Origin of the sequence: Enterococcus sp. 9D6_DIV0238 (genome assembly GCF_002174455.2) — a bacterium.
In the GTDB taxonomy this organism is placed as follows: Bacteria; Bacillota; Bacilli; order Lactobacillales; family Enterococcaceae; genus Enterococcus_L; species Enterococcus_L dunnyi.
In genome coordinates this window covers 2,538,166-2,564,063 of sequence record NZ_CP147246.1, presented here as the reverse complement: position 1 = coordinate 2,564,063, position 25,898 = coordinate 2,538,166, and the positions used below count along the sequence as shown (strand labels likewise).

22 protein-coding genes, 1 riboswitch and 1 other annotated feature are annotated in these 25,898 nt (G+C 37.8%); of the genes, 7 read left to right on the top strand and 15 right to left on the bottom strand.

The window, feature by feature from the left end:
• Positions 1 to 126 precede the first annotated feature (126 nt).
• The 4 genes from abc-f to A5889_RS12030 form a co-directional block, all read right to left on the bottom strand.
• Positions 127 to 1,722 (bottom strand): ribosomal protection-like ABC-F family protein, encoded by a 1,596-nt coding sequence (abc-f, locus tag A5889_RS12045; protein WP_207114643.1) that lies wholly within the window; start codon positions 1,720 to 1,722, stop codon positions 127 to 129.
• Positions 1,723 to 2,191: 469 nt separating this feature from the next.
• Complete coding sequence (fosX, locus tag A5889_RS12040; protein ID WP_087642111.1) at positions 2,192 to 2,593, bottom strand: FosX/FosE/FosI family fosfomycin resistance hydrolase; 402 nt, start codon at positions 2,591 to 2,593, stop codon at positions 2,192 to 2,194.
• A gap of 79 nt (positions 2,594 to 2,672) precedes the next feature.
• A complete protein-coding gene (gene leuS, locus A5889_RS12035; protein ID WP_140405351.1) occupies positions 2,673 to 5,186 on the bottom strand; it encodes a leucine--tRNA ligase in 2,514 nt (837 codons plus the stop codon).
• Between the two features lie 475 nt (positions 5,187 to 5,661).
• Positions 5,662 to 5,912: a binding site (T-box leader), on the bottom strand.
• A 51-nt stretch (positions 5,913 to 5,963) separates the two neighbouring features.
• Complete coding sequence (locus A5889_RS12030) at positions 5,964 to 8,018, bottom strand: muramidase family protein (RefSeq protein ID WP_087642109.1); 2,055 nt, start codon at positions 8,016 to 8,018, stop codon at positions 5,964 to 5,966.
• Between the two features lie 311 nt (positions 8,019 to 8,329).
• Here A5889_RS12030 and A5889_RS12025 point away from each other — a divergent pair, with 311 nt between their 5' ends.
• From A5889_RS12025 to A5889_RS12000, 6 genes are all read left to right on the top strand, one after another.
• Positions 8,330 to 8,983, top strand: coding sequence for a DUF1700 domain-containing protein (locus A5889_RS12025; protein WP_087642108.1), 654 nt, complete (start codon positions 8,330 to 8,332; stop codon positions 8,981 to 8,983).
• Position 8,984: 1 nt separating this feature from the next.
• Positions 8,985 to 10,016 (top strand): DUF4097 family beta strand repeat-containing protein, encoded by a 1,032-nt coding sequence (locus A5889_RS12020; protein WP_087642107.1) that lies wholly within the window; start codon positions 8,985 to 8,987, stop codon positions 10,014 to 10,016.
• A 131-nt stretch (positions 10,017 to 10,147) separates the two neighbouring features.
• Positions 10,148 to 10,798 (top strand): phosphatase PAP2 family protein, encoded by a 651-nt coding sequence (locus A5889_RS12015; protein ID WP_087642106.1) that lies wholly within the window; start codon positions 10,148 to 10,150, stop codon positions 10,796 to 10,798.
• A gap of 14 nt (positions 10,799 to 10,812) precedes the next feature.
• Positions 10,813 to 11,781: a TIGR01212 family radical SAM protein gene (locus A5889_RS12010; RefSeq protein WP_087642105.1), complete on the top strand. Its 969-nt coding sequence runs from the start codon at positions 10,813 to 10,815 to the stop codon at positions 11,779 to 11,781.
• Positions 11,781 to 12,344 (top strand): class I SAM-dependent methyltransferase, encoded by a 564-nt coding sequence (locus tag A5889_RS12005; RefSeq protein ID WP_087642104.1) that lies wholly within the window; start codon positions 11,781 to 11,783, stop codon positions 12,342 to 12,344. The genes A5889_RS12010 and A5889_RS12005 overlap by 1 nt, the downstream gene beginning before the upstream one ends.
• A gap of 133 nt (positions 12,345 to 12,477) precedes the next feature.
• The gene (locus A5889_RS12000; RefSeq protein WP_087642309.1) at positions 12,478 to 12,732 is read left to right on the top strand and encodes a YiaA/YiaB family inner membrane protein; all 255 of its coding nucleotides are present in this window, start codon (positions 12,478 to 12,480) and stop codon (positions 12,730 to 12,732) included.
• A gap of 126 nt (positions 12,733 to 12,858) precedes the next feature.
• Here the strand turns inward: A5889_RS12000 and A5889_RS11995 are convergent, their stop codons facing one another.
• Both A5889_RS11995 and A5889_RS11990 read right to left on the bottom strand, forming a co-directional pair.
• The gene (locus A5889_RS11995) at positions 12,859 to 14,628 is read right to left on the bottom strand and encodes an ABC transporter ATP-binding protein (protein ID WP_087642103.1); all 1,770 of its coding nucleotides are present in this window, start codon (positions 14,626 to 14,628) and stop codon (positions 12,859 to 12,861) included.
• A 2-nt stretch (positions 14,629 to 14,630) separates the two neighbouring features.
• Complete coding sequence (locus A5889_RS11990) at positions 14,631 to 16,331, bottom strand: ABC transporter ATP-binding protein (RefSeq protein WP_242585617.1); 1,701 nt, start codon at positions 16,329 to 16,331, stop codon at positions 14,631 to 14,633.
• A 235-nt stretch (positions 16,332 to 16,566) separates the two neighbouring features.
• Between A5889_RS11990 and A5889_RS11985 the strand changes: the two genes are divergently transcribed.
• Complete coding sequence (locus A5889_RS11985) at positions 16,567 to 17,214, top strand: TetR family transcriptional regulator (protein ID WP_087642101.1); 648 nt, start codon at positions 16,567 to 16,569, stop codon at positions 17,212 to 17,214.
• A 19-nt stretch (positions 17,215 to 17,233) separates the two neighbouring features.
• Here A5889_RS11985 and A5889_RS11980 read toward each other — a convergent pair whose 3' ends face one another.
• From A5889_RS11980 to A5889_RS11940, 9 genes are all read right to left on the bottom strand, one after another.
• The gene (locus tag A5889_RS11980) at positions 17,234 to 18,034 is read right to left on the bottom strand and encodes an alpha/beta hydrolase (protein ID WP_087642100.1); all 801 of its coding nucleotides are present in this window, start codon (positions 18,032 to 18,034) and stop codon (positions 17,234 to 17,236) included.
• A 235-nt stretch (positions 18,035 to 18,269) separates the two neighbouring features.
• Positions 18,270 to 18,902, bottom strand: a complete 633-nt coding sequence (locus A5889_RS11975) for a LysE family translocator (protein WP_087642099.1) — start codon at positions 18,900 to 18,902, stop codon at positions 18,270 to 18,272.
• A 126-nt stretch (positions 18,903 to 19,028) separates the two neighbouring features.
• Positions 19,029 to 20,483, bottom strand: a complete 1,455-nt coding sequence (locus A5889_RS11970) for an MDR family MFS transporter (RefSeq protein ID WP_087642098.1) — start codon at positions 20,481 to 20,483, stop codon at positions 19,029 to 19,031.
• 412 nt (positions 20,484 to 20,895) lie between these two features.
• Positions 20,896 to 21,060: a hypothetical protein gene (locus tag A5889_RS11965; protein WP_217884299.1), complete on the bottom strand. Its 165-nt coding sequence runs from the start codon at positions 21,058 to 21,060 to the stop codon at positions 20,896 to 20,898.
• 17 nt (positions 21,061 to 21,077) lie between these two features.
• Complete coding sequence (gene metK, locus A5889_RS11960; protein WP_087642097.1) at positions 21,078 to 22,265, bottom strand: methionine adenosyltransferase; 1,188 nt, start codon at positions 22,263 to 22,265, stop codon at positions 21,078 to 21,080.
• A riboswitch (SMK box riboswitch) is annotated at positions 22,263 to 22,379 on the bottom strand. It overlaps the preceding gene by 3 nt.
• A 103-nt stretch (positions 22,380 to 22,482) precedes the next feature.
• The gene (lepB, locus tag A5889_RS11955) at positions 22,483 to 23,202 is read right to left on the bottom strand and encodes a signal peptidase I (RefSeq protein WP_242585596.1); all 720 of its coding nucleotides are present in this window, start codon (positions 23,200 to 23,202) and stop codon (positions 22,483 to 22,485) included.
• A gap of 12 nt (positions 23,203 to 23,214) precedes the next feature.
• Positions 23,215 to 23,877: a hypothetical protein gene (locus A5889_RS11950; protein ID WP_087642096.1), complete on the bottom strand. Its 663-nt coding sequence runs from the start codon at positions 23,875 to 23,877 to the stop codon at positions 23,215 to 23,217.
• 31 nt (positions 23,878 to 23,908) lie between these two features.
• Positions 23,909 to 24,979: a DUF916 and DUF3324 domain-containing protein gene (locus tag A5889_RS11945; RefSeq protein ID WP_087642095.1), complete on the bottom strand. Its 1,071-nt coding sequence runs from the start codon at positions 24,977 to 24,979 to the stop codon at positions 23,909 to 23,911.
• A 117-nt stretch (positions 24,980 to 25,096) separates the two neighbouring features.
• A complete protein-coding gene (locus A5889_RS11940) occupies positions 25,097 to 25,870 on the bottom strand; it encodes a WxL domain-containing protein (protein ID WP_087642094.1) in 774 nt (257 codons plus the stop codon).
• Positions 25,871 to 25,898 lie beyond the last annotated feature (28 nt).

The following is a 25,898-nucleotide window of genomic DNA, read 5'->3' as shown; positions in this document are numbered from 1 at the left end:
TTATTATGTTTTTCTTTCTATTTTTATAACGATTCTCTTTTAGCTCAAAAAGTGAAAAAAAAAATTAAAAAGAAGAGATAAAGTGGGATTACCTCCTCTTTATCTCTTGCCAATTCACTTTAAATATTAACTTAGGATTTCTATATAACTTCCTTCTATTTTTCTGATTTCTTTTCCCTCAATCACAAAAAATGTAGTAAACATTTTCTGTAGAAAAAAACGATCATGAGAAACGACAAGCAACGTTCCTTTAAATAATTGTAAAATCTCTTCGATTTCTTCTCTAGTTTCAATATCTAAATGGTTCGTTGGCTCATCTAATACAAGAAAATTTACTTCGTTGTACATCAGCTTAGCCAATTCTAGGCGAATTTTTTCACCACCACTCAAAAAGCGAACCTGTTTCGTCACATCGTCCTTATAAAATGAATATTTAGACAGAATCTGGCGACTTTCTTGTTCCAATAGCGAACAGCTCTCACTAAAATGCTGGAGGATGGTCTGTTTTGTCTTTTGGTAGTCAATAACTTGAGATAAATAGCCGATTTTAAGATTTGTTCCATGTCTTATTTCGCCATCATCCGGCTTTTCCATGTCCAAGGCCAATTTGAGTAAAGTACTTTTACCAACACCATTTTCCCCAATAACAGCAGCACGTTCTTGCCAGAATAATGAGAAATCAAGCTGAGTAAATAAAGACTGATCACCATAACTTTTGCTGACACCTTTAAATAAAAGCACTTCTTTCCCTGAACGGTCTGTTTCTTTGAAATTCTTCCCAATTTTGTTTGATTCTTCTTTTGGTTTAGAGATTGTTTGGATTTTTTCCAACCGTTTTTCCAGCTGTTTTGCTTTTTTGAAAAACTTCTCGTTATCTCCTTCATGACCCCATTGTCGAAAACGGCGAATCGACTGTTTTAATTTTTTCACTTCTTTTTCCTGCTCATTAAAGTCCTTTCTCAACTTCTCGAGCTGTTCATCTTTTTGTTTTTTATAGGCTGAATAATTACCTTTATACTCAAGAATTCGTCCATCTTCCAACTCAATGACTCTTTGAACAACATTATCTAAAAAGAAACGGTCATGTGAAACGATCAGATATGCAGTCTTTTCGTAGGCTAGATATCCTTCCAACCACGAGATCCTTTGTGCATCAAGATGATTGGTCGGTTCATCCAATAAAACAAGCTCATTCTCCTGTAATAGAACTCTTGCTAATGCTACGATCGTTAATTCTCCACCACTCAAATCAGAAACCTTTTTCTCTAAAAGATGAGCGATCATTAAACCATTTGCGATCATCGTTAAACGATTCTCCATTTCATAGCCGCCCGCTTGAGTGAATTCTTCTTGTTTTTGTCCGTATCGAGCTAAAATTTGTTCCAATTGACATTCTGGTTCAGTCATTTTCTGTTCTAAATAACTCAATTGCTGTTGAATCTCAAGTAAAGCAGAAAACGTTTCTAATAAATAATGCTTCACCTCTTGTTCTGTTGCTTCTGGAATTTGATTTAGGTAGCCGATCTTACTGTTTTTCTTACGGCTGACAGTTCCTAGATCTGGGGATTCGGTACCCGTGATTATTTTTAGTAGTGTTGACTTACCCGAACCATTACTGCCGATCAATCCAACTTTCTCTCCTTTGTCGATTTGCAGGTTCAGTGCTTCAAATAATGGAACACCACCGTAATTTTTAGTTATATTTTGTAATTGTATTAACATTTTTCCCTCTTTCTGCCATTCAGACAGATCAACAAAATGATTGCTTATACTTTGAGGTTTGAATTTTCTATTTTTTAAACGGTATTCAAAAAATCAAAAAAGTCTCTAGATAGTTATTTTTCTCCGAACATTACTTTAAAGTAAGCAAAAAAAGTTGAACAATTTTTGTTCAACCTTCACAGTCATCTACTATTGTAAGTGCTAATGCTTCTAACACCGACTTGTTATTTAATCATGAATACTCTTTAAGTAAATAAGTCTGAATGGTCTGTTTTATTCAATTGATTATCCTAAATTGGACACACTTGTGCCTTGGAATAAAAAATTGGAAATAATGACATGACAAAAAGCCAGATACATTAACATAAATGAATTGCTTGCTGTTATTTTTGACATGTTGACCATCGTACTTATTCACCACCTTTTTAATCGATACATTGATTGTATCATGAAGTTCTTCAATGCGCACTTATTTTTTTTGGTACTGTTTTAAGCGTTCCTCTAATGTCCCCGTATGCAACTCAAACAGATGATTATCAAAATCGTAAAAATAAATGGAGTTAGCTTCTCCTTCGACACGCATTCTACCTTTTCTTATTTCTAATCCCAATCGATCGATTCTTTCTAAATACAACTCATAATCTGCTTCTTCAATCTTAAAAGCGATATGATTGTATGTTTTTGTCGGCAGCGGTTCACCTTCCATAATTGCGATCCAAAGATCTCCGATCAGGAAAAATTTTTCTCTAGCAATCGAAAATGTTGTTTCTCCGCTGGAATAGACTTCTTTCGCACCAAAAATTTGTTCAAAAAACTGTGTTGCTTTTTCTAAATCATGGACAATGAATGTCATATGACTGATTACCTTCATTTCTATCCCTCCATTCCTATTTTAGTAATAAAAAAAGCCTTGTTAAACAAGACCTTTTTTATTGATTTTACTCTATTACTCAATTCGCTACGATATTCACTAGCTTCTCAGGAACGACAATCACTTTACGAACTGTTTTTCCTTCAATAAACGATTGTATTTCTTCAGCCGCTAATGCTTTTTCTTCCAGTTCTTCTTTACTCATTCCTCTAGGAACATTTAATTTTGCTCGAACTTTTCCATTGACTTGGAATACGACTTCAACTTCATCTTCAACTAAGGCTGCTTCATCATATGTTGGCCACGGTGCATTCGTTAAACTTTCTTCATTTCCTAAGATTGCCCAAAGTTCTTCACCGATATGAGGCGCAATTGGCGCTAAAAGTTGAACAAAACCTTCGATATACTCATAAGGCAATACATCAACTTTATTCGCTTCATTCACAAAAACCATCAATTGAGAAATAGCTGTGTTGAAATGCAGATTCTCCATATCTTCCGTAACTTTTTTCACTGTTTGGTTATAGACTTTTGTTAAGCGACCATCATTGACCGTTGTGATCCGATCACGCATCTTATCATCCTCATCAACGATCAAACGCCATACACGATCTAAGAATTTACGGCTGCCTTCTAATCCATTCTCGCTCCAAGCAATCGATGCATCTAAAGGCCCCATGAACATTTCATACATTCTAAGAGTATCCGCACCATATTTTTCAATGACATCGTCAGGATTCACCACATTTTTCAATGATTTACTCATTTTTGCCGGTGCTTCTTCCAGCTCTTCTCCTGTTTCGATGTTCACCCAAACATTATCCCGTTTTTCGACCATATTTGTAGGAACAAGAGCGCCACGGCTATCACGGAAGCTTTGGCCTAGAATCATTCCTTGGTTGTACAATTTTTGATAAGGCTCTTTAGTAGGCACTACCCCGATATCGTACAAGAATTTATGCCAGAAACGAGCATATAGTAGATGCAATACAGCATGTTCCGCTCCACCGATATAAATATCTACAGGCAACCAACGTTCCAATTTTTTATAATCAGCAAGTGCTTTTTTATTGTGCGGATCAACATAACGCAAATGGTACCATGAACTACCGGCCCATTGCGGCATAGTATTGGTTTCCCGTTTACCTTTTTTACCTGTTTCCGGATCAACGACATTGACCCATTCAGTGATGTTAGCTAAAGGAGATTCTCCTGTACCACTTGGTTTGATGTCGTCTGTTTTTGGCAATCTTAGTGGTAATTCTTCTTCAGGTACAGTGGTTGTTGTGCCATCTTCCCAATGGATCACCGGGATTGGCTCACCCCAATAACGTTGACGTGAGAACAACCAGTCACGTAGACGATAACTGATTTCTTTTTTCCCTACTTGATTTTCTTCCAGCCAGTCATTCATTTTAGCGATGGCTTCTTCTTTATTCAAACCATCTAAAAAGCCTGAGTTGATATGAGTACCATCTCCTGTGAATGCTGCTTCTGCAATATTTCCACCAGCTAATACTGGAATGATTTCGATACCAAATGTTTTAGCGAATTCATAGTCACGTTCATCATGTGCCGGAACAGCCATGATTGCTCCCGTTCCATATGAAGCCAGTACATAATCTGCGATCCAAATTGGGATTTTCGCACCATTAACTGGATTTACTGCATACGCACCCGTAAAGACGCCAGTTTTTTCTTTGGCCAAATCCGTTCGATTCAAGTCAGATTTTTTCGATGCAGCATCGATATAAGCTTCAACAGCTTCTTTTTGTTCTGGTGTAGTTATTTGTTTTACTAATGCTAACTCTGGAGCTAACACCGTATAGGTTGCACCAAATAATGTATCAGGTCTTGTTGTAAAAACAGTAAATTCTTCATTCGTTCCATCTACTTTAAAGGTAACATTCGCACCTTCTGAGCGACCGATCCAGTTACGCTGCATATCTTTGATACTTTCCGGCCAGTCCACTAGTTCTAGATCATCTAACAAACGATCTGCATAAGCCGTTATTTTCAGCATCCATTGACGCATTGGTTTTCTGACGACATCATATCCGCCGCGCTCACTTTTGCCATCGATCACTTCTTCGTTAGAAATAACTGTTCCAAGTTCAGGTACCCAGTTTACTGCAACTTCTGCTTCATAAGCTAAACCATGTTCATACAGCTTAGTAAAAATCCACTGTGTCCATTTATAATATTCCGGATCAGTCGTATTGATCTCACGATTCCAGTCGTAACTAAAACCTAATGAGTTGATTTGACGTTTAAAGGTTTCAATATTTTTCTTTGTGAATTCAGCTGGATCATTTCCTGTATCTAGCGCATATTGCTCTGCTGGTAAACCAAAAGCATCCCATCCCATTGGATGTAAAACGCTATATCCTTGGCTTCGTTTCATCCGAGATAAAATATCTGTAGCTGTATAGCCCTCTGGATGTCCTACGTGCAGTCCTTGACCTGATGGATATGGAAACATATCCAGTGCATAAAATTTCTTTTTGTTTGGATCATCGTGGGTGATAAAGCTATTGTTTTTCGCCCAATATTTTTGCCATTTTTTTTCAATCTTCTTGTGATCGTAACTCACGATGTTTTCTCCTCCTATTTATAAATAACTTTTTTATCCTTTTTTAACTGGTGGTCGTGCTTTTGTCCTTGAAAAATATGATTCGATCAGTCTGCAGAGCCAGATTGTAAAAGATTTGTGCTTCCCACATAATTTATTCTCTATCATCAGCTCTGATGTTGCCAATTTTTTTGGCTTTTGTTCCTCAGGTATGTAGCTCTTGAAATTTTCCTCTGATCGAAGTGCTGTGATTCTCTAGTATGGTAACTTCGCTCCCTTTGGTCGCCATGTATTGTGCATCATCGGCTTTGATAAGGTCGATTTTTTAGCTTTTGTTTCTCAGGTGCGCAGTCTCTAACCTTTCCTCTGATCGAAGTGCTGTGATTCACTAGTACGGTAACTTCGCTCCCTTTGGTCGCCAAGTATTGTTCATCATCTACTCTGGCGAAGCCAGTCGTAGTGATTCACAACAAAAACGTCCCATAGGAAATATTTCCTATAGGACGTTTGATAAGCAACGTGGTACCACCTAAGTTCACTTGTATTATACAAGCCTCAAACGTTATAACGGCCGTCACCGATCTTACTTAATTAGAATGAAAAGAAATGACAGAGTTCCCCTGTACTTCTTTCATTTGTTCAGTAAAATAACTCAAAGGCGAGTTCAAAAGCTTCTGTACGTATTTTCACCAGCCATACGCTCTCTAAAACATGGTTCTTTCTACTATTCCTTTTCACTGTTTATGAATCAATTATGTGTTCTCATACTATCAAACTTCTACTAGAAATTCAATTGTTTTATTTAACTTTTAATTGCTGACCAATATAAATCACGTCACTGGATAAACCATTCAGCTGTTTGATTTTTTGAACACTTGTATTGTATTTTTGAGCAAGTCCCCATAAAGTATCGCCGCTTTTCACTTTATGCGCGCCTGCACTTTGGGTATTCCCTTGATTACTTGATGAAGAAGATGAGCTTGTTGAACTACCGCCTTTTTTGACAATCAATTTTTGACCTGGATAGATCATATCTCCGCTCAAATTATTCCACTGGCGCAGATTGGCAACACTCGTACCGTTTGCACTCGCTATCGCCCATAATGAATCACCAGATTTTACTGTGTAAGAACCAGTTGTTGAACCAGAGTTAGTACTTGAGCTACCTGTATTACTTGATGAGTTATTGTTGCTGCTGGCAGACCCAGAACCTTTTTTCACAATCAATTTTTGACCTGGGTAAATAATATCGCCACTTAAATTATTCCACTGACGTAAGTTTGCGATACTCACACCATTTGAATTTGCGATTGCCCATAATGAGTCACCGGATTTTACTGTGTACGTGGAATTTGAAGTACCTGTGTTGCCAGAATTGTTTGAGTTGCCAGTGTTTCCTGTCGAACCACTATTCCCACTGTTCGTATTTCCAGAACCTTTTTTGACAATTAACTTTTGACCTGGATAAATCATATCGCCACTTAAATTATTCCATTGACGGATATTTGCAACACTTGTGCCATTCGCATTTGCGATTGCCCACAGTGAATCACCAGATTTTACTGTATAGTACGTATTTGATGTGCTCGTGTTGCCGGAATTACCAGTATTGCCTGTCGAGCCGCTATTACCGCCAGTATTTCCGCCACTTGTACTTCCAGAGCCTTTTTTGACGATCAATTTTTGACCAACATAGATCATATCACTAGATAATCCATTCCAGCTTTTGATATTTGCGACAGATGTGCCATATTGAGCGGCCAAGGCCCAAAGACTGTCTCCAGATTTTACTGTATGAGTCACATTTTGACTGCTTGTATTTCCTGTGTTGCCGGTATTACCTGAACTTCCACCTGTATTGCCGCCAGTATTTCCGTTATTATTGTTTCCGCCCGTATTACCACCAGTTGCTGGTGTATCATACTGTGTCAAATTGTATGTCGTAATAATATTATTCAATTTTGTATTATAGCTTGGATCTGTTGCATAACGTCCTGTCAGCCATGCAGTGGCATCTCTGTATGAATTGGTATTACTTTTCCATGCACCTGAATAATAATAAACGCCGGATTGAAATGACGTATTTTTCAGCACATAGGCATTATCGCTGAATGATTCTGAATAGGAAGGATATTTTCTAAATGCAGCATTCACCTGAACCCACTGTCCGTTATAGACTTCCCAGGTTTGCATCGTAACTGACTGTCCTTGATAGCTGCCTTTGATTCCAAACAGGTTATGGTTTGGTGCAGCAGATAATGTGCTTCTGCCCCAATCACTTTCAAGAATCGCTTGAGCCATCATCACTGAAGCATACAAATCGTTTGCTGAAGCTACAGAACGAGCATGTCCGGAAATTTCTGCAATAAACGCACTTGGACTAATGCTTCTTGTCGTTGCTGCAAAGGAACGTAAAGATACTTCTGGTAGAGCATCAGCCTCATCTGTAGAAGAATCAGTTGTTTCAGTCAGATCTTCTGTTGTTTCAGTTGTTGTTTCCTCAGTACCTTGAGTTGTTTCTGATGTATTTAATTCTGATGAATCTGTTGTTTCAGTTGTTTCTTCACTTGAAGATGTTTCCTGAGTGTCTTCTGTCATCGAATCGTTAGGGTCAGTCGTCGTTTGTGATTGAACGTCTCCTGTATGTGTAGGTGTCTCTGAGTAACTGATCTGAGCATTTGGTGTTTGTTCTTCCGTTGCTTCTGCAATTTTAGGTGCTGCAATCGGCGCGGCAATCGATGAAACAACGATTGCTGAGCTTAAGACAGTCGTACCTTTTTTCAACTGTTCGGCAGCAAGCTTGTTTTGTTCGGCTTTCCTCCGCTCTTTTCTCGATAGTTTGTACTTCTCCATAGTAAGTCCTCCGAATTTTCTAAAAAAGTATACCTTGAATTATAGTATACCCTTTTTCAGCTGAAAATAGAATATTTTTTTAATATATACTTCTCCGTCCGATCATTTAAATGTTCTTTTTTCCTTTCTTTTTTTGGGATCTTTTACTCATTTTATACCCTAATTTTTTTCTCTGCAAAATCTAGGTCTCAGGTCTGATATCCCTCTTTACCTTAGGCTGATTTTTTTCGCAAAGTCTTGTTATTGACTGCAAAAGAAATTATAGTGAAGAGGAAGTAATCCGATTGGTTAATAAAGTGAGGGGAAAAAGGATGAATAAAGAGCATTTTTTAATTGAATTAAAGATCTATTTGAAACCATTGACGGCACAACAGCAAGCCTTTATCTTAGAAAAATACGATAATATATTTGATGAGCGGCTGGCGAATGGAGAAATGGAAGAAGAAATCGCCAAAGATCTAGGAAAGCCTAGAACGATCGCTGAAGAGATTTTAGAGGAATTTGATATCACTGTTCCTGAAAAGCGATTGGAGCGTGACGGTTGGCAGGAAATTCCACCTGCAACAAGTTATGAGTATTATGAGGAAACAGCGGAGCATCCATATGATCAAGCCTATCAGTCATATGAGCGCCCAAAACATAATGGATTCGTCCGTTTTTGTCAGATATCTGGTGTTATTTTATTAAATTTTCTTTTAATGTTTTGGTTTATATTCAGCTTTGCTATGCTTCTCTTTTCTGGTTGGTTTGCAGCAATTCTTTTCTTGTTTTCTCCAATTCTAGGCGGGATTTCGATTTTTACCGGTTTGAATGATGCATCAATGTTCGAAATGTTTGTTAGTGTCTTTCTTTGCGGTGCAGGTATTATCGGTCTGCTGATCTTAGCGCCATTAACAAGATTTTTCGGCAAAGTATTAAAACGGTATATGCTATGGAATATACGTGTCTTAAGGGGAGATATATGATATGAAAAAGACTACTGCTTTTTTTCTAACGATTGGTGTAGTAACGATGATTATAGGCGGGATCGGCAGTGCAGTTTACTTTAGACGCGCTGAGCAATCCATGACGGATACAAAAAAAGAAAGTTATACCGTTAAGAAGAATGAAAATCTAAAAGAAATCCATTTGTCGCTTGCGGGAAATGCAGAATATTATATCAGTACTGAAAGCACAAATAAAGTTGTGATGAATACACGCAGCTATGCTCCTATTTCAATAAAAAGTGCGCTAAAGGTTGACGAGAAAAATGGACAGCTTCTCATTTCAGCTAATGGAAACAGGGATGAAAAGAAGCTGGGCAGCATGAAATTTGATTTTTTTAGTTTTGACAGAGGATCATCTGTTTCTTTAACGATTCCAGACAATGCTGAACGAATTATCGTTGATGGCAAAGCTTCTGGTAGAATCAACCTTTCAGGAATCAACGCAAAGAATATCACTGTTAAAACTGATAATGCTGATGTTGATGCAAACAGTCTCAATACTGAGAAACTAGCTCTTGAGACAACAAATGGTTACTTAAATGTCTACACAGACGTTCATGCAGATAAAGCTACATTTAAGACAACTAACGGAGATATCAACCTCAATGATTTCGCTGCGTTGAATTGGTCTGCAATCACTACATCCGGCGACATATCTCTAGAATCAGTGAAAGGAACTTCGACTATTGAAACAATGAATGGTGATATCAATGCCAGTAATTTGAAAGGCGAAGCCACTATAAAAAATACAAATGGCAGCTTTGATCTATACGGATCAGACATTCCTAAACTGTTGAATGTTACGACCCAGCGAGGTGATATCAATCTGTACACAGACGAAATCCTTTATGATATTGCGATCCATTCAAAAACACAGTTAGGTGACAGCACGATCTTTGGTAAGGAGCGTTCATCATTTAAACGTGGAAAAGGGTCAAGAGTGTTTGAGCTTCAGTCAAATTCTGGTGATATTTCAATTGAAGGACCTGTTGATTCTGAGGACGATGAATAATCAAATGATTCGCTGAAGGCTGCTTTAGAGCTTAAAAAGTTCTAAAGCAGCCTTCATTTTTCTTGTTCTAAGCTGTGTTCTTAATTGTTTGATGTTATAATGAGCATTACGTATATGAGAAAGGATTTTTTATGAAAAACAAATTATATTATCAGTTTGCCGGCAGCTGCTTTTTAGTTGTCTTTATGTTTTTAGGCTATGTTGTTCGATTTTATCCGATGTGGCTAAATGGATTCGACCAAGCGATCACAGCTATTGTACGCGCTCCATATCCCTCAATGAATCAATTCTTTATTTGGTATACAAAATTTGCTGATCCATTGACTGTTGGTATTTTAGCTTTGGCAATCGGATTTATTTTAGCTAGAGGGAAATATTATGCAGAAGCGCTTTGGCTTTTGATCAATACAGGAGGAGTGGCTGGAATTCTAAATCCGCTGATCAAGCTTGTTTTCATGCGCCCACGTCCAACCTTAGATCATTTAGTATCAGAACACAGCTATAGCTTCCCCAGCGGTCATTCGACTGGAAGCATGCTTCTTTACGGAACACTTATTTTTCTACTTCCTCAATTTATCAAGAACAAGAAGCTTTGTTTGATCTTGCAAATTCTGTTAGGAATCGGTATCTTATTGATTGGGATCAGCCGGATTTATGTCGGCGTTCATTTCCCGAGTGATGTGTTAGGCGGATTCTGTTTTGGTTTAGCTTGGTTATTGATGACGTACCCAATTTATCTAGAAAAGCGATTCGTTTGGCGTTTTAAAAATAAACAGCAATAGAAAGAAGAAAAGTTATGTCTGATTTTTTATATACAGAAGATCCAAATAAACGTTACCACACTTGGAATTATGCCTTGCGTCAGCAGTTTGGCGGAAAAATCTTTAAGGTTCCTTTAGACGGCGGCTTCGACTGTCCTAATCGTGATGGCACTGTTGCTAAAGGTGGTTGTACATTTTGCAGCGTTTCTGGTTCTGGTGACATGATCGTGGCTCCACAAGATCCTTTACCGATCCAATTTCAAAAAGAAATTCAAATGATGCATAAAAAATGGCCTCAAGTGGCACAATATATTGTTTATTTCCAAAATTTCACGAATACTCACGCACCTGTTGAAGTGATCCGCCATCGCTTTGAACAAGTGGTCAATGAAAAAGGTGTTGTTGGTATTTCGATCGGTACTCGTCCTGATTGTCTTCCTGATGATGTTGTAGATTATCTAGCAGAGTTAAATCAGCGTTATTATGTTTGGGTAGAGCTGGGTCTGCAGACCACTTACGAAGGAACTAGTACTATGATCAATCGTGCTCATGACTATCAGACCTATCTAGATGGCGTAGCAAAATTACGGAAACATAACATCCGTGTTTGCACACATTTGATCAATGGTTTGCCTGGAGAATCGATGGAAATGATGAAAGAAAATGTGCGACGAACGATTCTTGACTCAGACATTCAAGGCATCAAACTTCACTTGCTTCACTTAATGACAAATACACGGATGCTAAGAGACTACCATGAAGGCAGGCTTCAATTGATGAGCAAAGAGGACTATGTTTCTGTGATCTGCGACCAATTGGAAATGATCCCACCAGAAATCGTGATCCATCGGTTAACGGGAGATGCGCCTTCTGACTCTCTAGTTGGCCCGATGTGGAGCTTGAAAAAATGGGAAGTTTTGAATGCTATCGATGATGAAATGAAACAACGCGGTACTTTTCAGGGGAGTCACAACGTTCGTATAGAAAAAGAGGTGTGTCATTAATGCTGCAAACAGCACTGCATTTTAGTCATACATTGTTGAAAGAAGTCATTAAAGAAGGAGATTCTGTGGTCGATGCTACAATGGGCAATGGTAATGACACAGCCTTCTTGGCAGAGCTTGTCGGAACAAAAGGAGATGTCTATGCTTTCGATGTTCAAGAACAAGCACTAACTGCCACCGCTAAAAAATTAACTGATGCAAATTTGACAAAGCAAGTCCAACTGTTTCATCAAGGTCATGAAACGATTGAAACCGTACTTGCTAAAGAAACATTGATCACAGCTGCCATTTTCAATCTTGGCTATCTTCCCAAAAGTGATAAAACGATCATTACAACACCAGATACAACAAAACAAGCACTAGATGCACTGCTTCCAAGATTGATACCAAAGGGAAGGATCGTCTTAGTTGTTTATTATGGACATGATGGTGGAGAGGCTGAATTAGAATTAGTTCAGGAGTATTGCCAAAATTTGCCGCAAGAACATTACAGTGTATTGACCTATCAATTCATCAATCAACGTAACAATCCACCGATTTTATTTTGTATTGAGAAAAAGTAGACCATCTATCTCAATATGATTTTCTGATCTGATATTGCTTTTAACATTTTATCTAGATTGCCTTTCCTTCCCTCCTATTCTTTGGTACAATTAATGTCTATCAAAAAAATGGAGTGATTATTTGAATAATAATATGAAAAGGAAAGCTTACCGTAATACACCGGCTTTCGTGATGTTGGCATGGGGATCATTTTTATTCTTTGCGGTCCTTATTCTTGTTGGGTTGTACACATTAAAAGAACCATTGATGGTAAAAGGTTATTACTTGATGGGGTCAGTTGGATTGATTTCTTCATCCTTCACACTTTCTAAAGTAATCAGAGACAATCAAGAAGATGAAGAACGCTATAACAAAATGTTTAGAGTTCAAGATGATATTGAAGATTAAGACTATAGTCAACTAAGATCTTTAACTAGATATCTTCACATGATTCAAAAAATAAAACCTGCCTGATTTTAGTCATTATGCTAAAACCAGGTAGGCTTTTTATCTATTTATTTCACGATCAAAATCTTATTCAAAAACAAATTGATTATGGTAAAGCTCTGCATAAAAACCATCTTGTTCTAATAATTCACGATGATTTCCTTCTTCAATGACCTCACCATTTTTCAACACTACAATACGGTCAGCATTTAAAATTGTTTTCAATCGGTGCGCAATAACAAAGCTGGTTCTCCCTTTGATTGCTTCATCCATCGCTTTTTGAATTTTCGCTTCTGTCACAGTATCTACATTACTCGTTGCTTCATCCAGGATCAATAATGCCGGATCTGTGATGATCGTACGAGCGATACTGATCAATTGTTTTTGACCGGTACTAAAGACATTATTTTCTTCTGTTATTTCAGTATCATAGCCTTTTTCCAAAGCCATGATGAACTCATGGATATTCGCTTGCTTCGCTGCAGCAACGATCTCTTCATCCGTTGCATCCGGTTTTCCGAACGCGATATTTGCTCGGATCGTACCAGAGAATAACACTGAATCTTGTAGAACGATCCCAACATGTGAACGTAAACTATCTAGATCGATTTCACGAATATCTGTGCCGTCAAAAGTAACTGACCCACTATCGACATCATAAAAACGATTCAACAAGTTCATGATCGTTGTCTTTCCAGAACCTGTCGGACCTACTAATGCAACCATTTCACCTTTGCTTACATTGATCGAAACATTTTTTAAAATAGGAATCTCAGGATCGTACCCGAAATCAACCTGATTCAAAGCAACAGAATCACTAACACCTGAAATTTCCTTGCCGTCTTTAGGATTGATTTCATCCGGCTCGTCAAACATTTCATTTAAGCGTCTTGCACCAGTGATCGCTAACTGGATCATGCTATATCCTGAAGATATTTGCATCAATGGTTGATAATATTGCTGAGAGTATTGAACGAAGGTAACTACTAAACCTAAAGCAACTGTCTTTTCCAAATCTCCATTCAATGCTAACCAGCCGCCAAAGAAAATCACGATGGCCGTATTAACAAGAGACATTCCCTGCATCATCGGAAATAATAATCCTGAGTAAACTTGCCCTTTAAAGGTTGCTTTACGAACTGTCTCATTGTGTTCAAGAAAACCATCGATGGTTTCTTCTTGCAAGCCGTTGGTGATGATCACACGTTGACCGCTGATTTTTTCATCCATATACCCATTTAGCTTACCAACTTCATCTTGTTGAATATCGACATATTTACGCGCTTTGCTGATAACAACTACCGCAATCAAAATCGCAACAGGTGTAGAAGCGATCGTCGCCCAAGCAAGTTGAACGTTTTGGCGGAACATCATGATCAAAATCCCAACAAATAATGCCGCATTCGTCAAAACCTGCAATAACGCTTGATTCAAGCTATTTTGAATATTATCTAAATCACTGGTAAAACGACTTAAGATTTCGCCATCCTGATGGGAATCAAAAAAGCGGATCGTCAATTTTTCTAATTTATTGAATAAACCAATTCGCATACGATTCGTTGACTTTCCAACGACCTGTGTAAACAGAATACTGTAAATAAAATTCGCAGCACTAGTCAATACATAGAATATCAATAGCTTCCAAATAATTTCGATAAACTTGCTTTTATCATCCGTTCCCTGCATCAAGGCTCCTACATAATTTGCCAGCTCTTGAATCGCTTCACCGACAAACTGCGGAGCTTTAACTTGCAAGTAAGTTGCTATGATGATCGTCACAAAAATAAAGAAGAAGGAGATCTTATAACGTTTTAAATAGTGAAAAAAGAATTTACTTGCTCTTACTAAATCAGTCATTCTTAATCCTCCTCCCCTTTTTGTGTTTCATAGATTTCTTGATAAATCGCATTTGTTTTAGCTAATTCTTCATGCGTTCCTTCGCCGACTAGCTGTCCTTTGTCTAATACTAAAATACGGTCAGCATGAACAACGGAAGAAATCTTTTGCGCGATTACAATTGTTGTCGTATCTTTTAAGTCATTATCTAATGCTTCTCTGACCAAACGTTCAGAGCGAGCATCTAGTGCACTGGTACTATCATCCAAAATCAAAATCTTTGGCTCTCCAATGACACCTCGTGATATCGACAAGCGTTGTTTTTGCCCGCCGGAAAAATTATTACTTCGCTCAGCAACAGGCGCTTCGTATTGTAATGCCAGCTTTTCAATAAATTCTTTTGCCTGAGCAATTTCAGCTGCACGGGTCATGTCTGCCTCATCAGCATCTTTTTTCCCTTGACGTAAGTTTTGTGAAATCGTTCCAGAAAACAGGATAGCTTTTTGCAAGACAAAGGAAACCGTTTTACGAAGACTTTGTTCATTGACCTCTTTTAAATCCACACCGCCAACTTCAACAGTTCCTTCTGAAGGATCGAATAGTCGTGGAATCAATTGCGCTAATGTCGATTTACCAGCACCTGTTGCTCCAACGATTCCAATCATTTCACCTGGTTTGATCAAGAATGAAACATCTTTCAACGTATCGGATTCATCGCCAGGATAACGGAAGCTAACATGGTCAAATACAACACTGCCATCCAACTCTTGTTCTGGTACTTCTTTATAAGTAAGTGCTGGTACAGTGTCCATGACTTCTTTGATCCGTTTGATCGAAACAGCTGCACGTGACGTCATCATCATCATCATCCCGCCGATAATGATCGCCATCATGATCTGCATCAAATAGCTCATAAATGAAGCAATACCGCCAATAACGGTCGGATCATCTTTCACAAGATCACTCACTAAAAAGATCGATCCAGCAACTGCTAAATTCGCAGCCAGCATAAATGACGGGATCATCACAGAAAATAGTGTACCGACAATCAAATTGTGTGTGGTCAGTTCATCACTGACTTTACTAAAACGGTCCAATTCATTTTTTTCCTGAACAAAGGATTTAACGACACGAATGCCTAGAAGGTTCTCTTTTGCTAACCCATTCACTTTGTCGATCAAGGTTTGAATGATCATAAAGTGTTTGCCCATTTGAGAAAATGACAATGCAGTGATAATAAATACCGCTACAACTAGTAAAATAATGACCCACCACAATTGTGGTAATGTTGTCATTGCCAAAATAAAGCTGCCAATAAATAAAAACGGGATCCTGAACAATGATTGTAAAGCGATCATGATCACATTTTGAATCTGAGTCACATCATTCGTTAAACGAACAACTAAATTTCCAGCTGAAAATTCTTCGATATTTCCAAATGAAAAGGTTTGGATTTTACGAAAGGTCGCTTCACGAATATCCGCACTCACACCTTGAGCAACTTTAGCTGAAAAAATCGTGTTGAAAACACCTGCAACCAACCCTAACCCTGCAATACCGATCAGATATAATCCTAGTTCCTTAATTTGTCCTTTATCATCTTTTATAATTGCTTCTAACACTTGCTGTAATAGTTTGGGCTGCCACAACGCCGACATAACCATGATAATAACTGTAATCAAAGCTATGGAAACTTCCAACTTGTACTTTTTGACGTGTTCCATAATAATACTCACGTAATCCCCAACTTCCTTTATAAAACTAACCTAATCAATACATAGTCTACCTTTAAGTGTGCATTTAGTGTTATGATATGAAATAAGTAAATGAGCGAGACACGGACACATCACGATATTCCTCTAATTTAACACTGTAAAATTAGGTTGCATACCAATGTACCATTTTTAGCAGTGGAATTCAAGGAGTTCGCTTAGATTTTTTAATAGAAGGATGAGAAAAATGGAGTCAAAATTATCAAAAGATAAAATCATTGAAGCTGCTTTTGAATTATTGGAGGAAATCCCTGAAATAGACAAGCTTTCAATGCGCAAAGTAGCAAAAAAATTAGGTGTTCAAGCCCCTGCTATCTACTGGCATGTAGAAAATAAACAGGCTTTATTACAAAGTATGGCTGAGGAAATCGAAAATCATTTTGTCCCTCCTAAACCTCAAAAAAATTGGAAAGAAGCAATCTACGCTTACATGGAAAATTACTATGAGCTCTATCAACAATATCCTTGTGCTTTAGAAATAGAGATATTGACGATTCCATCTTATCCTAGTCGTTTAAAGAATTTGGATGGCATGTTGGGTATCCTCAAAGAAGCAGGTTTTTCTATTGAGCTTAGTTATATGACTGTGACATCTATGCAGCATCTATTATTTGGTATGCTGCTAGATTCAACTGAAGAACAAAAATTATACAATAAAGTCATCGCAGGTGATGATTACTTAAAACGTCAGATCATCTTAATGAAGCAGTATGTCCAAGAGCAAGAATTGAACAATATCCGTGAGAGCATTGATTATCGACGAACTGAAAAACAAAAAGATTTCTTTATGAAAACGTTGCGTGTTTTTTTAAACGGACTAGATCCGTTGATTTAAAAAAAGCTTAGACAAAAGTCTAAGCTTTTTTTTCAGATTCAATTGGCAACCAAGCCAATACTCGTTGGATCCATTGATCCCAGAAAATCCAGTCATGGTTTCCCGGTCCTGTTTCAAATGTATGCTCAAGGTCATGCTCACTCAATGCCTTAGCCATCATTTTATTTCCATATAAAAGTGGATCATCTTCTCCACAGCAAAGAAAAATTTTTGGTGCTTCTTTCTTATCTGCAACTAATTGTTTCAATAAAAACATTGGGTCATTGATAGATCCTTGCATTTCTTCTAACGGACCAAAAATACCTTCCCAATATTTTTTTCCTTTGAGTGCTAATAGATCTTCTGGCCGATCCGCAAGATTGACTGCTCCAGATAAGGAAGCGACGGCGACAAAATTTTCGGGTTTTGCCAACCCTAATTTCAACGCACCATACCCGCCCATCGACAAACCTGCCGCGAAGGTTTTCTCTCTTTTTTTTGTTAACTGAGGAAATAATTCATGACAAATTTTCGGTAATTCCTCAGAAATAAACGACCAATAGTTCATATCATATGTCGTATCTGTGTACCAACCTAAATCTGTGGACGGCATGATCACAGCCAAGCCTAGATCAGCTACGTAACGCTCGATCGATGTACGTCGTTCCCAAACGCTATGATTTCCACCCATTCCATGCAGTAAATACAAAACTGGAACGTCAGATAAACTGCCTTTTGTTGCTGTTCCTATTTTTTTCTCTGTTTTCTGTGGTAAAACGATGTTTAATGATACTTCCATTTCCAATATATTGGAATAAACATTTGCTTGCAAAAAAGCCATCCAGCATCCCTCATTTTCATTTTCTTCTATTGTAGCACTATTTTTGATTAAATGAGAAGCAGCAACAAAAAATAAGGACCTAGCCAAATCTCTTTGACTAGGTCCTAGGGGAGGAGTTAACAATGAAAAAATGTTTGTTATAAGTTGTTTTGTGTTGGTATACATCTATCATACAAATCAATTATGACTTTTCTTTGTTCAATGTTTGCTTTCTTCAAGAGTTTTTTATAAAGAATCAATTATTAGTGGACGTAACTCTTAGTAAATTCAAGCCTAAGCCAATATAAATACATCCAGCAATTTTATTTGCCACTTTTCTCATATGATCATTTTTATTAAGCAGTCCTACAAAAAAAGAAGCACCGTAAGCAACTGCTAAACTCCAAATCGTGCTTGTACATACGAAAGTGATTCCTAAAATCAAAAATGGTAAAGAACCTGACTGAGCATTCGCATCCACATATTGAGGCAATAACGAGAGAAAAAATAATGCTACTTTAGGATTCAATACATTCGTTAGCAAACCTTGTTTGTACACCTGCCAATCGGTTGTCGTTTGCTCTTCTTTTGTGTCTACTAACGATTCTTTTTTTAAGATCGAGGAAATGCCTAAATAGATCAAATAGCCAGCACCAAGCCACTTCATACTATTAAAAGCAATCGCCGAAGTCATCAAAATAGCTGACAATCCTATAGCAGCTAAAATAGTATGTACAAAAATCCCCGATGAAATACCAAAAACAGAAATGATTCCTTGCCGCTTACTGCCAAGCGTTGATCTACTCAAAATGTAAATCGTATCAGAACCTGGAATCAAATTTAATAAAATAGCTGAGATAATGAACGCACCAAAATTAATAATTCCCATACATGTATCACTCCTTTTGGACAGTATAACAAAAAATTTGCTACTTTATAAAGTAAAAAATAAGAGTCCAGAACAAAACTAAAAAAACAGTTTTTTCCCAAACTCTTATTCTTACTTTTACTTAAACTACTTTTTCTTCACGAGTGCATTCAAGACCATCGCGGCTATGATCAAGCCAATTCCTACAATATAAACATTATGAAGACCAGCATACAACATGCCACGTAATGGTTCCAATAATTCTGCTGAAATCGTATTCGCTGTATGAGGATTCACTAACTTATTCATCACATCAGGATCAACATCTAGCGAACTTTTAGCAAGCTCTGATGTCGTTACTGCATTGATGATCACACCAAAAATAGACACCATCAACGTTTGCCCAATTGTTCTAACAAGAGTATTGAATGAAGTTGCTACACCTACCTCAGAAGGATCTACGCTACTTTGAGCATTGACTGTTGTTGTAGTGATCGTAATCCCAAAACCGATCCCTAATACCGAAGAAATAGCAAAGAACCAGATAAATGAAATCGATACAGGAACCAATACTAAGAAAATACCACCTAGTAATGTGATCGTTAATCCGATCGTCAATACTTTTTTAGTCGTGTGTTTTTCCATCAATGAACTTGCAATAAACGAACCAACCATCCATAAAATCGACATCGGGGCTAAAACAAGTCCACCAAGACCTGCACTTTTACCTAAGACGCCCTGCATCCACATCGGAATATACACTTCTACTCCCATCAAAAATCCACTGATCAAAGCAGCTACGATATTCACAATAACGAACGTAGAATTTTTAAATAATTTTAGATCGATCACTGGATCTTTGGCTCTTTTTTCAACAAAAATGAAGCTAATAACGAATAAAATAGACGCACCTAAACAAAGAAAGACGTTCAGACCAAAACCATTATCACCGATCAATTGAAAGCCCAATAGTAAGGTCAATAAGACCAGCATCAGCTGAACACTGCCAAGTATGTCCATTGGTACTTTGTTTTGCTCTCTTTTTGGCTCAACTAAGAAGTAAGCGATCAAACCTAACAAGACAAGGCCGATCGGAACATTGATGAAAAAGATCCAATGCCAGCCAACGGTATCAACGATAAAACCACCAGCAAGCGGACCAAAAATACTGGCGATTCCCCAGGCAGCACTATTCAATCCCAACATTTTTGCTCGTTTATCAATAGAATAAATGTCTGCAAGAATCGTCAAAGCAACGGGCATGATCGCTCCTGCACCAATTCCCTGAATTGCTCTAGCAATGATCAATGTCAGCATGTTTTGAGCCAAACCACAAAGTGACGAACCAATAATAAAAATAATAATTCCTATCATAAAAATCGGTTTTCGACCAATTTTATCTGCTAATTTCCCATAAATCGGTGTTAACATAGCATTAGTTAACAAATAAATAGAAAAAACCCAATTCATGATTTCCATACCATGTAATGATCCCACGATCGTCGGCATCGCTGTTGAAACGATCGTGCCTTCGATCGCAGTCATAAAGGTTGCAACGAACACACTGATCGTTACAAGTTTGACGTTTGTTTCTCTTTTCATATATCTCCATCCTTTTATCTAAATAATGTTCATTCCCCTATTATGTGACAGTTAATTTTACTACTGCTTATGTAGCTTTATAAAACAATGTTTTTCCACTGTTTGTTAGAGTATCTATTCTTGCAATGTTGCTTATATAGCTAAACTAATAACTTGTGAATAAATATAGATTCGATGTGGTTTTCGTGTTCTTTTCTTTTGTTTCAGCTTCGGTCATCTTAAGGATTCCTTCACTCTCATTGTTTCCAAATACTGCTCAGCATCACTCTGGCTGTTTTAGTTAAATTACTGTTTGAACCCTTGAGTTTATTAGTTTTGTTCATGATCCTTGTTCGTGATTCACTAGTAAGGTGACTTCGCTCCCTTGATCGCCAAGTATTGCTCGATTTCTACTCTGGCTGCTTTAGTTGGGTTAACCGCTTGAAAATTTAGGTTTATTAGGTTTGTTCCATGATTCTTGTTCGTGGTTCACTAGTAAGGTGACTTCGCTCCCGTTGGTCGCCAAGTACTGCTCAGCATCCGCTCTGGCAAAGCCAGTCGCGGTGGTTCGCAGCAAAACAGCGCCACTAATTTTCATTAGTAGCGCCGCCTCTGTTACTCACCTAAACTTGCTTTGATTGCTTCGACTTTGTCTGTCTGCTCCCAAGGTAGTTCGATATCTGTACGACCAAAATGACCATATGCTGCTGTTTGTTTGTAAATTGGACGGCGTAAATCAAGCATTTCAATGATTCCTGCCGGACGTAGATCAAAGTTTTCTCTTACTGCTTTGATCAATTTACTTTCTGGTACACTGCTGGTACCAAAGGTATTGATTGAAATTGACACCGGTTGTGCTACGCCTATTGCGTATGCTAATTGAACTTCTGCTTTTTCTGCTAAACCAGCAGCAACAATATTTTTTGCAATATAGCGAGCTGCATAGCTTGCTGAGCGATCGACTTTTGTTGCATCTTTTCCAGAAAAAGCACCGCCGCCGTGACGCGCATAACCTCCGTAAGTATCAACGATGATTTTCCGTCCAGTCAAGCCGGCATCTCCTTGAGGTCCGCCAATAACAAAGCGGCCAGTCGGATTGATAAAATATTTTGTTTCTTCATCTAATAATTCAGCTGGGATCACATGTTCGATTACGAGTGATTTCACATCATCTTGAATTTGCTCCAGCGTTGTATCTTCATCATGCTGTGTGCTGATCACTACAGTGTCCACACGCTGAGGTTTTCCCTCTTCATCATATTCTACTGTTACTTGTGATTTCGCATCAGGTCGTAAGTAAGGTAATATTTCTTCTTTACGTAACTCCGAAAGACGGCGAACTAATTGATGACTCAATGAAATAGGTAAAGGCATCAACTCCGGTGTTTCGTTGACTGCAAAGCCAAACATCAACCCTTGATCTCCAGCACCAATGTCATCTTTTGTATCTTTGTCTCCACGAGTTTCGAGCGCATCATCCACACCTTGAGCGATATCCGGTGATTGTTCATCAATGGCAACAAGAACTGCTACTGTATCTCCATCAAAACCGTATTTTGCTCGAGTATAGCCAATATCTTTTAATGTTTGTCGAACGATTTTTTGAATATCAACATAAGCTGTTGTCGATATTTCTCCAAAAACTAAAACCAAACCTGTTGTTACACTTGTTTCGCACGCGACACGTGCTTGTGGGTCCTGCTCTAAAATCGCATCCAAGATCGCGTCACTTACTTGATCGGCTACTTTGTCCGGATGTCCTTCTGAAACGGACTCTGATGTAAATAAATGTCTCTCTGTCATAATGTATTCCCCCTAGTTATATTCGGTTACAAGGCATCTTTATTTAGGTGATCGAAGCATCACATATGCTCTCAACCAGCGCTAAATAAATCCTTTCGGGAACTTGTAACATTCCCAGTATAACAGATATCAAAAGAAAAAACTTGCTTTTTAACTGACTTTTTTTCTCAACAAAAAACATCTGGCATTCGTTGGAATATCAGATGTTTTTCAATAACTATTTTACTCGTTGAAGTTTATGGAGAGGCAGTACTCTCATTTCGACTTTCCCAATGATTTCTTTTTCATCCACCAGCTGATAATAACGGCTATCAGTCGCATATGGTCGATTATCTCCCAAAACGAGGTACTTCCCTTGTGGAATCGTTGGGCTTCCAGTTAATGCCTTTAGCGTAAAATCTTCTGTATAAAGCATTCCGTCTTGTTCAAATTGTTTTTTATACTCACCGATAAAGGCTTCATCTTTTTCCTGCTCATTGATAAATAGCTGTCCATTCTTATAGTATAAACTTTCACCTGGTCGTCCGATAATTCTGCGGATCGATTTCTCTTTTGACTTCGGTACTTTAAGATAAACCAGATCAAACCGTTTCACTTTAGCTAATTTATTCACCACCACAACTTCTCCATCTTCTAACGTTGCACTCATAGAATAGCCTTCTACTCTAGCAAGGGAAAAAGTAAAAAGTGACAATGTATATAAGACGCCTATCGTCACCAAAAGAGTCAACACTATTTCCACAAAAAGAAGCTTTATTTTTCTAAGCCTTCTTTTTCTCTTGTTGATTTTCTTTTTTTTATGTTTGACAGGTCGAACCTGCTTTTTTTTCGACTTTCCAGTTTTTGATGCTTGCGGCTTTTTGACAGCAGCTGGTTTTCTTTGTTCTGACTTCTTTTTGACTGCTCGATTCTTTGGTTTGTGAGTGGTCTTTTTCATGAAATCACCAGACTATTTTTTATTTACCAACGCATTTTTATTGATATTGAAGTAACGGACAACATCCTCATGATTCTTCTTGATCGCCTCCAAATCAGTTTCAAACTCATTTAGTAGTGTTTCATTTTTAAAGAAATCATTCGGCTGAGAAGATAAATTGATTCCTAACTCTTTCATCGACTTATAGTACTTGTTCAATTTCTTTTGTCCTGTCTCGCTATTTCGAATCGTTGCTTTATAAATACCATAGCTCGAGAATTGTCCTGCTAATAGTTTGATATTTTTACCTGATTTCACATCATTTTCAGTAGTCTTGGCCGTTTTTAACTCATTTTCCAGATTATCCATCAAATAGTACCCTTGAACAACAGCTTTAGAATCTTTCTGGCTTAAATGCATTGCCTGATAATATAAAGAATAACCAGCGGCTATACTAAAAACTAAAAAGAGTATACTTAAAGAAATTCCCCAATTGCGCTGCTTCTTACTCTTCTTCACCAGCTCTCTGATGTTGCGTTTCTTTTGTTTTTGTTTTTTCTTACGAACTTTTCTTCTCTTTAGTTTCTTTAGAGCCTTTTTCGTTTGAGCCATCAGATAAAAAGAGATACCTGAAAATACTAACCCGATACTGGCTAGAGACAAAGAAATAATAAAAAACCAATCTAATACCGTCATTTCTTTCCCTCCTCACTTTCTCCATTTTTAGTTATTTTCTAGGTTTCTTTTTTCTTGCCTGTTTTTTCTTCGCTTGTTTCTTTTTGCTGATGGTTCTGATCACTACGAAGATGATCACTGCTAGCGCAACAATTCCGCCAACGATGCCGGCAATCAATTGCCAGTTAAAGGTTTGGACATCTTCCAATCCAGCATCCTGATTATTGAATTTGTCTGCTTCTTCATCTGTAATCTTGAACTTCTCATCCCAGTTCCATTTTCTATCACCAGAAGTTACTAGGATTTTGGCACGATAATTTCCAGCAACCATTCGATCGCCTTCCATACTTACAGGAAAATTGATCAATGAATTCGGCGCCATTCTCATACCTGAACGTTTTGTTTCATACAGTACTTCATCACTATCTTCTTTCATGATTTGAACTTGCGTCGTCATGTTTTCTAAATACGCGGGTTCAACATTTGAGAAGTTAACAAAAAATGTATTTCTAAAATTATTTAGATCTGCATACACTTTATTCAATTCTAGATTTGGTAGTACTTCTTTATCTGTTTCCGTTAGAATCATCCCAATTACATAGGCGTATTTATTAATAACTCCAGTTTTTTTCGGTTCACTTTTATTTTCTTTGTCAACTTTTTGAAGCTGAATACCACCAGCGATCATCCCATCATAAGATGCTTCTGGCATATTGATTGCTATGTCGATATCTTGTTCACTTTTTGCTGGTATTTTCACTGTTTCTGGTGCTGAAACAATCTCTTCAAAATCATACTTCAACGACTTATCTTTCTTGATCGTCGTTGGTCCGTATTCCACTACTCCATTCGCATTCGTCTTTGTTCCATTCAGTTTTACAGAAACTTCGATTTCTTCGGCAGCTAAATTTTTGATTTTGATCTTTACCGTTTGTTTTTGTCCAGGAGTCATTCTTAAGTCAAAATATCCTGCACCAGTGTCTCTTTGGTTATCAGGCTTGATTGCTTCATATGTAAATCCAGTTGCGTTCCCGCTACTGCTATCTTCTGCATAGGCTTTGATCGGCAGAAGTGTTGCTATGATAATTGTTACTAGTAAAAATAATAGCTTCTTTTTCTTCATCGATATCCCTCTCTTTAAAAAGGCAGAGACAGAAGTTTTAGTTGCTTCTGTCTCGCCATTCATTTGAAACATGACTAGCTAAAAGTCTGTGTTATAATCCAGCTTAATTCGGTTGAATTATAATACTTCAGCGATTGACCAAGTGATTTCAGCTGTGTATGTGTCAGCTAGTAAAATGTTTGTGTTTGGTACAGTCAATTTAACAGAGTCAGCTGTTGTATCAGCAGTTCCGTCACCATATTGACCAAATTCGATTGTGTAAGTTCCGATACCTTTAGAAGCATCTGAGTTTGTTAATACTGGTACTGAAGCACCAGCGCCTGTTCCAGCTGCATCAGCTGCTAATTGGAATCCTGCAACAGTAGTTGCTGGCCATTGTGCTGCTGGATCTGCAGAAGTGATTGCTGCATTTGAGTAATCGATTGTAGCACCTTTCAAGAAAGTACCGGCAGTTCCGTTTGCTTCAAATTGTTTAGTCAATTGTGCACTTACTGTGTATTTATGGTTTGCAGTACCACGTACATCTGTGAATTGTACGAAGTTCCCACGAGTGATATCACCATCAGCATTTTTTGTTGGGATAGCTGCTGCGAAGTACTCAGGGTTAGATGCGAAAGCTTTTACTTTATCAGTACCAAAATTTAATTCAGTTACTGCATCGATACTGAATGAACCACGATCTGGGTTAACGATGATTGGCTCTTTAGGATCTACGATTGGTTTTTCAGGATCTTCCGGGTCAACTACGTCTTTAGGATCGTTGTCTTCTGTAAATGTCATTGTTCCTTTTGCTGCTTGAGATTTTGCTTCAGCGTTTGCTCCTGCTGGTAAAGCTAAGCCTGCTGCTACTACTGCTAATAATGCTACTGAACATAATGTTTTTGTTTTCATGTGTGTTTCCTCCTAGTATTGTATGTTT